Here is a 12,103-nt window from a genome sequence, read left to right on the forward strand (position 1 = left end):
CTGTCGATCCTGTCAAAAATTGCCTTGGCTCCGTCACGTGTTACTGTCACATGGCGCTCGCTCCGCGCCCGCCGCGGCGCGGCGCGGAGTTCATTCCGCCGCGCGCTCTTACACTTGGGCTAGCGGAGCGACGCGAAGGCGGTCATGAGTTCGGCTGCGCCCGCGGTCGCGACCGGGTCGCCGGCCGCCAAGCCGCGCGTGACGGTCACGAATTGGTCGTCGGCCGGGCCGGTCGCGACCGCGCGGCGCTCGAACCGGCCGCCCGACTGCTGGACGAACACGAACGCGGTCGCACCGTCGGACACCACGGCTGCCCGGGGCACACGAACGCCCGGCGGGCGGGCGCCCACCGTGACCGCCAGTGAGGCGAGCTGGTTGTGCCGGAGCGTGGCCCCCGATCGGTCTGAGAGTTCGACCCAGACGGAGAGGGTGCGGGCGTCAACCGTCACGTTCCGGGCGCTACGGACCACGGTCCCGGTGAGGACCGTTTCGGGGGCGGCGACGAGCCGCACCCGGACCGGCTGGCCGATGCGCACCCGGCCCACGTCGCGCTCGGAGAGGTAGCCGCGGACCTGGGGCCGCCGGAGGTCGTGAACCTCGAACAGCGGCTCGTGTGCGGCCACCGCCTGTCCCAACACCTTGTCGAATCCCACCACCGCGCCGGACAGCGGGGCGCGGACCGGCACGGTCGCGACCAGCTCGCGCTTCGCAACGACCCCCTCCACCTGTTCGGCGGTGAGGCCCGCGGTGGTGAGCTGGCGCCGGAGGGCGCCGGCCCGCGCGCGGAGCGTGGTGACCTGACTTTCGAGTTCCCACAGCCGCCGGGCCGCGACGCCCGGCGCGGTTTTCAGGGTTTTGAGGGTTTGAGCGGTCAGGGTCGCTTCAAGTTCGGTCCGAAGGAACTCCTGCTGGGTGGTGAGAAGCTCGGGGCTGAACACCTCTGCCAGCACCTCCCCGGCTCGCACCTCCTGGCCGCGATCGACGCGGATCGACCGGACGGTCCCCGCCAGTTGCGACGACGCCGAACCGCGGGCCGCCGGTTCGACCTCAACGGCCCCGTCCAGGACCGCCACCTCGTCGACCGGTCCCACGGCCGCCGGTTCCACCCTCAGCCGCATCGTCCGGGTCGCCTCGGCGGAGGGGGCCAGGACCGTGGGCGCGAAGAACGGCCCGAGGAGCGTCGCGCCGCGCGTGACCACGCGGTCGCCCGGGTACACGGTGCCGGCGAGGAGTTCGACGGCACCGTTCTCTTCCCGCCCCGGGACGACGGGCACCCGCCGGTACTCCGACGACTGACCGGCGCGCGCCTCCTCAACCAGGACGAACCGTTCCGCACCTTCGCGCACGACGGCCGCGGCGGGCACGGCCGGCCGCGGCTTGTCGCCGGGCACAAGAACTCGAGCACTGCCCGCCATACCCGGCTGAAAGAGCGGCTCGCTGGAATCGGGGTTGGAAAGTTCTGCCCAGACCGTGAACACGTTCGTGGCCGGGTCCAGGGCCGGGCTTACGGCTCGCACCTGCGTGCGGAACGAGCGGCCGGGGTAGGCCACGAGTTCCACTTCGACCGTTTGACCGATCTTCACCTTTCGGAGGTCCCGTTCCAGCACGCCCACCTTGACCCACACCACGGAGAGATCCACCACCTCGGCCAGGTGCTCCGCCGGCTCGACCACCTTTCCCGCGGTGAGTTCGGCGTGGGCGATGACCCCCGGCACCGGCGACACGACCGGGAGCGTGAGCCCGGGGCGCGGCGCCCCGGTGGCGAGCAGGTCGTCGAACTGGGACCGGGGCAGCCCGAGGCCCGCCCACCGCGCGCGGGTCACCTCGAGCGCGTTCCGGTTTTGGGCGTGCTTCGTTTCGGCGTCGAGCACCGCCTGGCCCGCGACGGCGCCGGCGTCGGCCGACTTCCCGAGTTCGGTGACGAGCTTTTCCGAGAGCCGGACCTCGCTCTGCGCGGTGAGCACGTCCTGCTGAAGGGCATCGAGTTCGGGGCTCTCGACCTCGGCCAGCACCTCTCCGGCCCGCACCGCTTGCCCCGGCACGACGTGGACCTTGACCACGCGCCCGGGCAGCACCGCGGTGGCGAAGCCGTGGTTCCGCCACGGGGCGACGACGCTGGCGTAGGCCAGCACCCGCTCGTCCAGCGTCCGAAGCTCGACGGGTTCGGTGGCGACATCAATGCTCTGCCGGGCGTCGTCCGTCAGCAGCAGGTGCCCGGTCACCGTGTCGGCCACCGCTCCTTTCGTGGGGAGCGGGGCGTGCCCTTCGTGTGCCGCGAGGAAGGTGGCCGCGACGGTGAGCAGAGCCCCGGCCGCCCAGCGGGCCTGGCGTGCGAACGTGGGCCACCCGGACGGCCGTTCGGAGTCACTCGACATTGCGGACACCTCACTCGGGGCCAACAGTTCCAAGTTCCAAGTTCCAAGCGGAGACCGGGCGCGAGTTAAACGCCGTTTGCTTTCGCGGCTCTGTTGTTTTGACTTGGAACCTGATGAACCGGCGCGGGGGCACTCGCCGCGCGCCGGGGCGGGTCACTTCTTCACGTACTCCGACGGGTCCTTGATCTCGGCCGGTTTCTCCTTGGCCGTGCTCAGGAACTCTTCGATGCAGGGGGTGCAGCAGAACTCGTACGTTTTGCCGCCGATCACCCAGGTGAACTTCGGATTGGCCGCGGTTCGCGAGACGGGGCAGATCTTCTGCCCCGGCGACGGGTGCGCCTCGTGGGTGGGGCGGATGCCGCGGTACTTCACCGCCGGGATGGTGTCGCCGTTGGCCTTGATGTCGGCCGCGGTGTACAACCCGCCCGGCGTGAGGAACAGCTTCTGCTCCTCGGCGGTCGCCTTCTTCGCCGGCATCGCGTCGCCGTGCGCCTCGTTACCGAAGCCGATGCGGAATCGCTCGCCGCCCACGTTGATGTTGTTGATGGTGATCTGCACCTTCTTGCCCGCGAGCCCCTCGGGCAGCGCCGCAACGAACAGCGAGGTCGTTCCCGCGGCGTCCCCTTGCTGCGGTTCGGGCTTAAACGCCACCGGGACCGCGTCGGTCGAGCCCTCGGGGGTGACGAACGCGCTCAAGGTCTGGGCCTCGACCTGTTGCACGCGGGTCTCTTCCTTGCCGAGCATGTAGAGGCGGACCTTGCCCCCCTTCTCGAACACGGCCTCGGCGTGGTAGCTGTCCTTGCCCAGCGCGACGATGATGCCGCCGTGTGCGCCCGGCTTGTGCGCGTGCTCGTCCCCTTTCGGTGCACCCGACTTCGTCTCACCACCTTGTGGGGCGGCCTTCTGGGTCGGAACGGGGGAATCGTTGCGGCACCCGACGACGAGAGCCACCGCCGGGACGACCAGCACGCCGAAAAGAACCCACTTACGGTTCATGGATAAACTCCTCAGAATCCGCAGAGCACCGGGAACGACTCCGGGTGTGCGGACCTCGCACGTGAACGCGGAACGGGACGCGCCACAACACGCCGGGAACCGGCCAGTTATGACAACGAGGGTACGGCTAAACGGAGGCGGCACGCCGGGCGGCCCGGCGAATCGCTGCAGGGAACGGCGCACGCCCACGGGGCGCGGCGCAAGGTGAAAGGTGGCGAAACGCTAGCAGCGCAGATTGTGATGCGCGTAAAGGATCTGATCAGCCGGTGAGGGCGCGTGCTCCGCGCGCCTGGGTGAAGGGTTCGTCGATGGCTCCGACACGGGCACCGTGAGCGCCAGCAAAACGAACGAAAGAGAGGCATCGAAACCGAGCGCACGCAGAAACTGGGACAGGTCCGTCTGTGCTACTTCGATGTGTGTCAGCTCCGCTTTTCCCGCCGCGTCTTTACACGGGCACTTCCCGCACGGTGCATCGGGCTTCGTCGGGGCCGGCGCCTTGTCGTGAGCCGGCTCCCGTGCGACACGTCTGTGCGCGCAGCACGCGTGGGGAGCGGACTCAACTGAGGCGTGTTGCACAACGGACGTTGAGGCGGGCGGTGACGCCGACGGGCGCGCCAACGTCTTCCCTGCCGAGCAGCAGCAGAGCATCGGCCCCACCGCCACGGCGAGAATCAGTTGGTACGTGAGCGCCGCGCGAAGCATCGACTACCAACCCTCAAGCCGAGCCCACCAACGGGTTACGGCAGTGTCATAGTATTGGCCCGGTCAAGGCTCAAGTCCAACCCGTTCGCGAACCCTGTGCCCGTTGGGATGGAGTGCCTCTCGTAGGTCCTGCCAGTAGTGAGGGTTGCGCGGTTGTGCGGGCCAGAAGATCCGGTGCTCGCGGCCGCGCGGGTGAAGTTGAGAGGTGGGGCAGGGGAAGCTGCCTGGATAATTGACATATCAGTCGTTGATATGTGTGTTTTTTGCCAGGGCGCGACTGCGGGGCGTTTAGTGCGGCGGCGCCGCCGCGACACCCCCAAAGGCAAATTTTGCAAGCAAGTCACGATTAGTATTGTTGCGATGCTTTGACGATTCGCCGCGCGTTGTTATGCGCGGCCGCGTGCTGCTGAAACGCGGTCCGTCCTTCCGTTGGCCCCGGTACGGATCGGTGACCACGAGCGCGCCGCCGGGAACCGGCGCCGGGGGCGCAGGCGGACCCACGGTTACCCGTAAACGTCGCGCCACGTGAACGCTCGGCCGGCGGCGGCCCTCACATGGCGCTTGCCACGAACGCCTGCGCGTCGGCAAGCGTGCCGCCGGCGCGGATCGTTCGATCGCGCGGCAACTCGCCCTGCCGCGCAGCCACGGTCCCGTCACCACGGGGCTTCACCAGGACCGCTGCGCTATGACCAAGTTCAACGATCTCCCAATCGGCACCCGGCTCATCGGAGCGTTTCTGCTGCTAGCCGTTCTGTGCGCCGGCGTCGGGTACTTCGGTCTCCGTGCCACGAGTGAGGTGAACCACGCCCTGGAAAACGCCAACCAGAACCAGATCCCGGCGCTCCGCTCCCTGGGCGATTTGCGGGCGGCCCTGCTCACCATCCAGCGGTCCGAGCGGTCCGTTCTGATCGCCGCACAGAGCAAGGATGAGGCGACGCGGCAGCGGGCCTCGAAGACGCTCGAAACGACTTGGCCCAAGGTTCGCGATGCGACCGGGCGGTACCAGGCGCTGCCGATGGACGACAAGGAGAAGGCGGCGTGGGGGGCGGTGCAACCGCACCTGGAGCAGTTCCGCCGCGACCACGACGCCGCGATGGCCGCGCTGAGCGCGGGGGAGATTGAGCGGGCCGAGAAGCTGTGCGCCGCCTCGGTCCCCAACACGAACAAGATGAACGGCTTTTTGAACGAGCTCTGCGACATCCAGACGGCCGGGGCGGAACGGGAGGCCGCCGCCGCGCAGGCCCTGTACGCCTCGGCCCGGACGACGATGTTCGTGGTCATCGGCGCTGCGGTCGTCATTGCTGTGGCCGTCGGCCTGTTCTTTCGGCGGCTGATCGTCCGGCCGCTCGAGGCGACCGGTAAAATTTTGCGGGCCGTGGCCATCGGGGACCTGACACTGGTCGCCGACGAAACGTCGATGGACGAGTTCGGGCAACTGGCGGCATCACTCAACGCCACCCTCCAAGGCATGCGGGGCGCCCTGAAGCAGGACCGGGTGAGTTGGGAAGAGGTCGGCATACAGCGGGAGCGGAACGACGATTACGTGGGGCAGATCATGGCGGTCAGCAAGGTCCAGGCGATGATCGAGTTCGGCCTCGACGGGACGATCCTGACGGCCAACGAGAACTTCTTGAAGACGACGGGCTACCAGTTGGGCGAGGTCCAGGGCCAGCACCACCGGATGTTCGTCACCCCCGACCAGGCCGCGAGCCCCGAGTACCGCGACTTTTGGGCGAAACTGAACCGCGGCGAGTTCGTCTTTAATGACTTCAAGCGGGTCGGCAAAGGGGGAAAGGAGGTGTGGCTCAGGGCCTCCTACAACCCGATCCTCAACTCCGTCACCGGCCGGCCGTACAAGGTGGTGAAGTTCGCCACGGACATCACCGCCCAGAAGCAGATGGAAGAGCAGGTGAAGGCCGACACGATCGAACTCCAGCGGAAGGTGGAAGAAATCATCAAGGCCGTGAACGCGCTGGCGGCGGGCGATTTCACGGTGTCGGTCCCGGACCTGGGCACCGACAACGTGGGCCAGATGGCGCGGTCGCTGAACACGGCGGTGCTCGCGGTCCGGACCGCGCTGGAGGGCGTGCGGGAGGTGTCCGAGCAACTGGCCGACGCCAGCGGCCAATTGTCCAGCGCGAGCGAGGAGATCTCGTCCGGCGCTCAGGAGCAGGCGTCCAGCCTGGAAGAGACCGCCGGCGCCCTGCAAGAGATCACCTCCACTGTCAAACAGAGCGCGGACAACGCCCAGCAGGCTCGGCAACTGGCCAGCGGGTCCAAGGAGATCGCCGAGAAGGGCCGGCAGGTGGTGAGTTCCGCGGTCGAGGCGATGGGTGAGATCAACGGGTCGAGCAAGAAGATCGCGGAGATCATCACGACCATCGACGAGATCGCGTTCCAGACCAACCTCCTGGCCCTGAACGCGGCGGTCGAGGCGGCCCGGGCCGGGGAGCAGGGGCGCGGGTTCGCGGTGGTGGCCACCGAGGTCCGCAACCTGGCCCAGCGGTCCGCCACCGCCGCCAAGGAGATCAAGAGCCTGATCAACGACAGCGTCAAAAAGGTGGACGCCGGCACCGAACTGGTCAACAAGTCGGGCGACACGCTGGCCGAGATCGTGATCAGTGTGAAGCGGGTCACCGATATCGTTGCCGAGATCGCGGGCGCCAGTAAGGAGCAGTCCGGGGGGATCGAGCAGGTCAACAAGGCCGTCTCCCAGATGGACACCGTCACCCAGCGGAACGCCTCCCAGACCGAGGAGATGAGCGCCACCGCCCAGACCTTGACCGATCAGGCGGGCCAGCTCCGGGACCTCGTCGCCCGCTTCAAACTGGCTTCCGAACACGGCGCGCCTCAGCGCGTCGCCGTCGCCGCGAGTTCGCCCCGGCGGCCGGCCCGCGCGAATGCCCGGCCCGCCGCGCCCAAGGCCGTTCCGCAGGGGGCCGCGGGCCAGGGGCACGAACTGGATTCGCTCGGCAGCGACGGCTTCAGCGATTTCTGAGTGGTCTCGCGGGGCCGGTTCGTGGGGCGCATGAGGCCCTGCGAGCCGGCACCGCCGTTTCCCGCAGCGCACGTCCCACGGCTCAAAAGCCCTTCGACCGAATCACATTTCGACCCGATCGCGGTCGCGCCTTCCCGCCGCACCCCGTAGCGATCACTCCCCCTCGCCGTTTTGTTCCCGGCGGCGGACGTGCCGGCTCTCCCTTGTGCGCCCGCCGGACGTTGCGGCCGGTTTAATGCCGCGGGGCCGTGCGGCGGTGCGCCGTAAATCTGTCCGAGCCGGGTCGGTGGCGCGCGGGTCTCTAGATTGACCACTGACAACCGACCCACCGACAGTTGCTCCCCATGAAGAACACCGCCGTCCTGCTCATCACCTGCCCGGACCGCAAGGGGATCGTCGCCGCGGTCGCGGAGTTCCTGTACAAGCACGACGCCAACATCCTCCACGCGGACCAGCACCAGGACGCGGAGGGGAAGCTGTTCTTCATGCGCGTCGAGTGGGACCTGAGCGGGTTCGCGCTCGACCTGGCGGAGTTCTCGCGCCGGTTTTCGCCGCTCGCCGACCGGTTCGAAATGCGCTGGCGGCTCGAAGACTCCCGCAACCCGCTCCGGGTGGCGCTGTTCGTCTCGAAGTACGACCACTGCCTGATGGACCTGCTGTACCGCCACAAGACCGGCGAGCTGCTTTGCGAAATCCCGGTCATCGTTGCGAACCACCCCGACGCGCAGAAGTGGGGCGACTTCTACGGCGTCCCGTTTCACGTGATCCCGGTTCCGGCCGGCGACAAGGAGGCCGCCGAGCGGAAGCAACTGGACCTGCTCGCGGCGGAGAAGATCGACCTCGTGGTGATGGCCCGGTACATGCAGATTTTGTCGCGCGAGTTCGTGGCGCGGTACCCGCAGCGAGTCATCAACGTCCACCACTCGTTCCTGCCGGCGTTCATGGGGGCGCGGCCGTACCACCGGGCGTTCGAGCGCGGGGTGAAGCTGATCGGCGCCACCAGCCACTACGCCACGGAGGACCTGGACGAGGGGCCGATCATCGAGCAGGACGTGGTGCGGATCTCGCACCGCGACGGCCTTGAGGACCTGCTCGAAAAGGGCCGCGACCTGGAAAAGGTGGTGCTGTCGCGGGCGGTGCGGTGGCACCTGGACCACCGCATCCTCGTCTACAACCACAAATCCGTGATCTTCGATTGAGGCGGCCCGGTGGCCCGCGCCGGGCCGCGAAATTGCCTCCCGCCGCGCCGGCCGGTCCGGTATCATCTTGCCTCATGCAACAAACACCCCCGCAGTCCTTGCCACGGGTCATCGGCCCGTGGATCGCGACCGCCGTTATTATCGGCACCGTCATCGGGTCCGGCGTGTTCAAGAAGGGCCGGAACGTCGCGGACAACGTCCCCGAGTTCGGCCTCATTATGGCCGTCTGGGTGCTCGGCGGCCTCCTCGCGCTGCTCGGCGCGCTCGCACTCGCCGAAGTCGCCGTGCTGTTCCCCAGGGCCGGCGGGAACTACGTCTTCCTCCGCGAAGGGTACGGCCGCTGCGCGGGCTTCCTGTGGGGCTGGGTCGATTTCTGGATCCTCCGCGCCGCCAGCATCGCCGCGCTGGCGACGATGTTCACCGAGTCGTTTCACGACGTGCTGAAGCAGTCCATTGCGCCGGGGCAGAAAGTTGATGTACTCAGCTTCTGGCCCCGGCAACTGCTCACCACCCTCGTCATCGGCGGGCTGACCGTCGTGAACGTCCGCGGCACGCGGCTGAGCGGCGGGGTCCAGTTCGCGATCACCATACTGAAGGTCGCGTCGCTGCTGTTCCTCATCACGGCGCCGTTCGTGGTGCTGGCCGTCGCGTCCGAGCCCACGCACCCGCCGCAGGTGTCGCACCTGAGCCCGGCGGTGCCGTCGAACCTGTTCGGGATTAACTGGAGCGGGTTCGGGGTCGCGCTGGTCGGCGTGCTGTGGGCGTACAACGGGTGGATGAACATCGCCCCCATCGCCGAAGAGGTGAAGGAGCCGCAGCGCAACATCCCGCGCTCGCTGCTGCTGGCGGTGTTCACCCTGATCGCGCTCTACTGCGGGGCCAACCTCGCGTACCACCTCGTGCTGCCGCGGGACCAGATCGTTGCCAAGGACGCCAACGGGCACCTGTCCTCCACGCCGGTCGCGACGGAGTTTTGCGGGGAGCTGCTCGGGCCGGTCGGGGTGGTGCTGGCGTCGGCGATCGTGATGACCAGCGTGTTCGGGGCGCTCAACGGGAACCTGCTCGTCGGCCCGCGGCTGCTGTACGCGATGGGCCGCGACCGCCTCGCCCCCCCCGCCTTCGCGCGGCTGCACCCGCAGTACCACACGCCCGCGCTCGCGACCCTGGCAATGGCGGGGTGGTCGGTGCTGCTGGTGCTGTGCGTCGGGGCGCTGACCCAGTACCAGGTGCCGACCGTGCCGCTCGGGTTCGCGGAACTCGACCTGAACGTGCCGCGCGGGAAGTCGCCGTTCGACATCATGACCGATTTCGTGATCTTCGGGTCGGTGACCTTCGAAACCCTCGCCGTGGCGAGCATCTTCGTGTTCCGGTGGAAGTATCCCGCGACGCCGGGGAACCGCGCGTACCGCTGCTGGGGGTATCCGGTGGTCCCCGCCCTCTATGTCCTCATCATGGCGCTGGTGCTGGTGAACTTCTTCGTGAACCCGGAGTCGCGCACCGAGGCGCTGGTCGGGCTCGGTTTCATCGCGAGCGGGGGTGTGGTGTATGCCCTGTTCTTCGGGACGCGGCGGGCATGACCTGGGCCGAACAGCTCGAACGCGACGGCTACGCTCTGCTTCCCGCCGCACTCACGCCGGGTGCCGTGGCAGAGGCGGTGCGCGAGTGGGCGGAAGTCACTGCCGCCAACGCCGAAGCCGATGCCGTGCTCACCGGCTCGGCGGGTCCGGCATACGGCGCCCGTAACTTGCTCGACTTGTGGCCCGGTGTGGTGGACCTCGTCCGCACGGAGCCGGTTCGCGCCGCACTGCACGCGACTCTTGGACCGGGGGCCGGCGTGGTGCGGGTGCTGTACTTCGACAAGCCGCCGGGGCACTCGTGGGCGCTGCCGTGGCACAAGGATTACAGCCTCGCCGTGAAGGAACACCGCCCGTCGTCGCGCTTTACGAAGCCGACGGTGAAGGCCGGCGTGCCGCACGTCATCGCCCCGCAAGCGGTTCTTGACCGGATGTTGACGGTGCGCATTCACCTCGATCCCATGACGCCCGACAACGGCCCACTTCGAGTGGTTCCGGGTTCGCACCGGTTCTACGACCAGCGCAACGACGAGCCGCGCGAAGCCGTTACTCTGGAGTGTGGTGCCGGGGACGCCCTGCTGATGCGCCCGCTGCTGACGCACGCGAGCGGGCACAGCAAGACCGGAGCGGGACTGCACCGGCGGATCGTTCACCTCGAATGCGCGGCCGACGACACGTTGCCGGATGGCTTTGAGTGGATGTGGTGTCGCGCGGTAGATGGGACGTGACGAACCCCAGAGAAAAGGCTCGCGCAATGACCGAATCGCAGTGGCTCACTCACGCTTACCCATTCTCGATGCTGCACTTCGTTCGCACGGCGGGTGAGCGGAAGGAGGTGAGCTTCCGAAAGGTGGTCCTATTCAACTGTGCCTGCTGCCGAAGGGTCTGGCACTGCCTGGGTGACGAGGATCGAATAGCAGTCGCTCAGTGCGAGGCGAGTGCCGACGATCCCGCTGCGCTTGCGGAGGTGTGCGCCCGGTATCGGCCTTCGCCCAGACCCCCACAAGCAGGTTCGGTTCTGCTGCCGGATGGGCGTGTTGGGTACGACGCCGCCGCCGCACCACATTGGCCGGACGAAGATCCTTCGGACCAAACGCAGCTCCGTTGGCTCCTCGACGGGGATTTGCACTGGAGTTGGAGTATTCATTTCACTTCGCGCGTTGTTGATTTGGTCGCGCCGCGCGACACTCGGAAGCTGATGGCGACATTTCAAAAACAGCGGGCAACGGAAGACGAACTCGATGCGTTGCTGAACATTCCCGCGCGCAAGATCGAAGGGCAAGCTCAGGCGGACCTCGCCCGCGACATCTTCGGAAATCCGTTCCGTCCGGTAGACTTTGCTTCCGCGTGGCGAACTGACACCGTTCTCGGGATCGCGCGCGAACTTTATGCGTCGGGCGACTTCACGGCGCTGCCGGTGCTCGGCGATGCGCTTCAGGACGCGGGCTGCGACGACGAGGCGGTGCTCACCCACTGCCGCGGAGCGGGGCCGCACGCGCGCGGGTGCTGGGTCGTGGACGGGCTCTTGGGGAAGGCGTGAGCCACCCCGGATCACTTCTTTTTCTTCTTCGTCTTATCCTCGGTCGCCTCGGGCTTGTCGGCCTTCGGCTTGGGGGTGGGCTTCGGCTTGCTTGTCGCTTGCGGCGCGGCTGCGCCGGGGGGCACACTCACGACGAAGCCCGCCGCCCGCAGCGGTTCGACGAGCTGATCGGCTTCGGCACGGGCGTCGGCGCCGTCCACCCGGGCCAGCGCGATCACCGCGTACCAGTACCGCTCGCGGTCGCGCGGGGAAAGGGTGTCGGGGTCGGCCCCGGCCTCGCGGCCGAGTTCGGGGTCGTAGCGGAGGTTCTTGAGGAGCGCGGACAACTCGCGCCACGTCGCCCCCGCGGACACCTTCGTGCCGTCCGGCTTCGTGACGGTGCGGCCGATCGCGATGTGAAGCAGCCCGCGGAACCGCCCGGCGACGATGCCGTTGGTCCGGGCCGCTTCGAGCACCTCTCGCAAGCTGTCCATTCGGCGGCCCCGCTGCCCATCGGTGACGGCGACCCGGTCGTGCTCCGATTCGGGGGTCAGAATCCGCGCCACCCCCGGAACGACACTCGGCGGAGCAGTCGAATACAGATCGCCCATTTTACCAACTCACCGAATTTATACCCAAAGGTGCTATGTCGCCTCATCTTTTCGTCACAGTGGCCGAAGAATGATGACGAACAACCCCGTAAACCTCCAGCGTTTGTTGCCGCGGTGGTGATACAACCC

General features: G+C 67.8%; 8 protein-coding genes. 5 read left to right on the forward strand and 3 right to left on the reverse strand.

Annotation, left to right across the window (positions count from 1 at the left end; translation table 11 throughout):
- Positions 1–119 precede the first annotated feature (119 nt).
- Both GobsT_RS13005 and GobsT_RS13010 read right to left on the reverse strand, forming a co-directional pair.
- Positions 120–2,375 carry an efflux RND transporter periplasmic adaptor subunit gene (locus tag GobsT_RS13005; RefSeq protein WP_109571115.1) on the reverse strand — a complete coding sequence of 752 codons (2,256 nt, stop codon included), beginning with the start codon at positions 2,373–2,375 and terminating at the stop codon, positions 120–122.
- 153 nt (positions 2,376–2,528) lie between these two features.
- Positions 2,529–3,371 (reverse strand): hypothetical protein, encoded by an 843-nt coding sequence (locus tag GobsT_RS13010; RefSeq protein ID WP_010037830.1) that lies wholly within the window; start codon positions 3,369–3,371, stop codon positions 2,529–2,531.
- 1,387 nt (positions 3,372–4,758) lie between these two features.
- Between GobsT_RS13010 and GobsT_RS13015 the strand changes: the two genes are divergently transcribed.
- The 5 genes from GobsT_RS13015 to GobsT_RS39575 all read left to right on the forward strand — a co-directional run bounded on the left by GobsT_RS13015 (position 4,759) and on the right by GobsT_RS39575 (position 11,384).
- Positions 4,759–7,071: a methyl-accepting chemotaxis protein gene (locus GobsT_RS13015; protein WP_010037832.1), complete on the forward strand. Its 2,313-nt coding sequence runs from the start codon at positions 4,759–4,761 to the stop codon at positions 7,069–7,071.
- Between the two features lie 344 nt (positions 7,072–7,415).
- Positions 7,416–8,270: a formyltetrahydrofolate deformylase gene (gene purU / locus GobsT_RS13020; protein WP_010037834.1), complete on the forward strand. Its 855-nt coding sequence runs from the start codon at positions 7,416–7,418 to the stop codon at positions 8,268–8,270.
- A 74-nt stretch (positions 8,271–8,344) separates the two neighbouring features.
- Positions 8,345–9,847, forward strand: coding sequence for an APC family permease (locus tag GobsT_RS13025; RefSeq protein ID WP_109571114.1), 1,503 nt, complete (start codon positions 8,345–8,347; stop codon positions 9,845–9,847).
- Positions 9,844–10,572, forward strand: coding sequence for a phytanoyl-CoA dioxygenase family protein (locus GobsT_RS13030; RefSeq protein WP_010037838.1), 729 nt, complete (start codon positions 9,844–9,846; stop codon positions 10,570–10,572). The genes GobsT_RS13025 and GobsT_RS13030 overlap by 4 nt, the downstream gene beginning before the upstream one ends.
- Before the next feature lie 26 nt (positions 10,573–10,598).
- The gene (locus GobsT_RS39575) at positions 10,599–11,384 is read left to right on the forward strand and encodes a hypothetical protein (RefSeq protein WP_232068350.1); all 786 of its coding nucleotides are present in this window, start codon (positions 10,599–10,601) and stop codon (positions 11,382–11,384) included.
- Between the two features lie 11 nt (positions 11,385–11,395).
- On the opposite strand, the gene GobsT_RS13040 is transcribed toward GobsT_RS39575, so the two are convergent.
- On the reverse strand, positions 11,396–11,857 hold the full coding sequence (locus GobsT_RS13040) for a hypothetical protein (protein ID WP_148087723.1): 462 nt from the start codon (positions 11,855–11,857) through the stop codon (positions 11,396–11,398).
- Positions 11,858–12,103: the final 246 nt, after the last annotated feature.

This window comes from Gemmata obscuriglobus, from assembly GCF_008065095.1.
Taxonomy (GTDB): domain Bacteria; phylum Planctomycetota; class Planctomycetia; order Gemmatales; family Gemmataceae; genus Gemmata; species Gemmata obscuriglobus.

Coding starts and splice junctions, on each gene's coding strand:
- GobsT_RS13030 (WP_010037838.1), top strand. CDS start 9,844: ATGACCTGGGCCGAACAGCTCGAACGCGACGGCTACGCTCTGCTTCCC.
- purU (WP_010037834.1), top strand. CDS start 7,416: ATGAAGAACACCGCCGTCCTGCTCATCACCTGCCCGGACCGCAAGGGG.
- GobsT_RS39575 (WP_232068350.1), top strand. CDS start 10,599: ATGACCGAATCGCAGTGGCTCACTCACGCTTACCCATTCTCGATGCTG.
- GobsT_RS13015 (WP_010037832.1), top strand. CDS start 4,759: ATGACCAAGTTCAACGATCTCCCAATCGGCACCCGGCTCATCGGAGCG.
- GobsT_RS13005 (WP_109571115.1), bottom strand. CDS start 2,375: ATGTCGAGTGACTCCGAACGGCCGTCCGGGTGGCCCACGTTCGCACGC.
- GobsT_RS13040 (WP_148087723.1), bottom strand. CDS start 11,857: ATGGACAGCTTGCGAGAGGTGCTCGAAGCGGCCCGGACCAACGGCATC.
- GobsT_RS13025 (WP_109571114.1), top strand. CDS start 8,345: ATGCAACAAACACCCCCGCAGTCCTTGCCACGGGTCATCGGCCCGTGG.
- GobsT_RS13010 (WP_010037830.1), bottom strand. CDS start 3,371: ATGAACCGTAAGTGGGTTCTTTTCGGCGTGCTGGTCGTCCCGGCGGTG.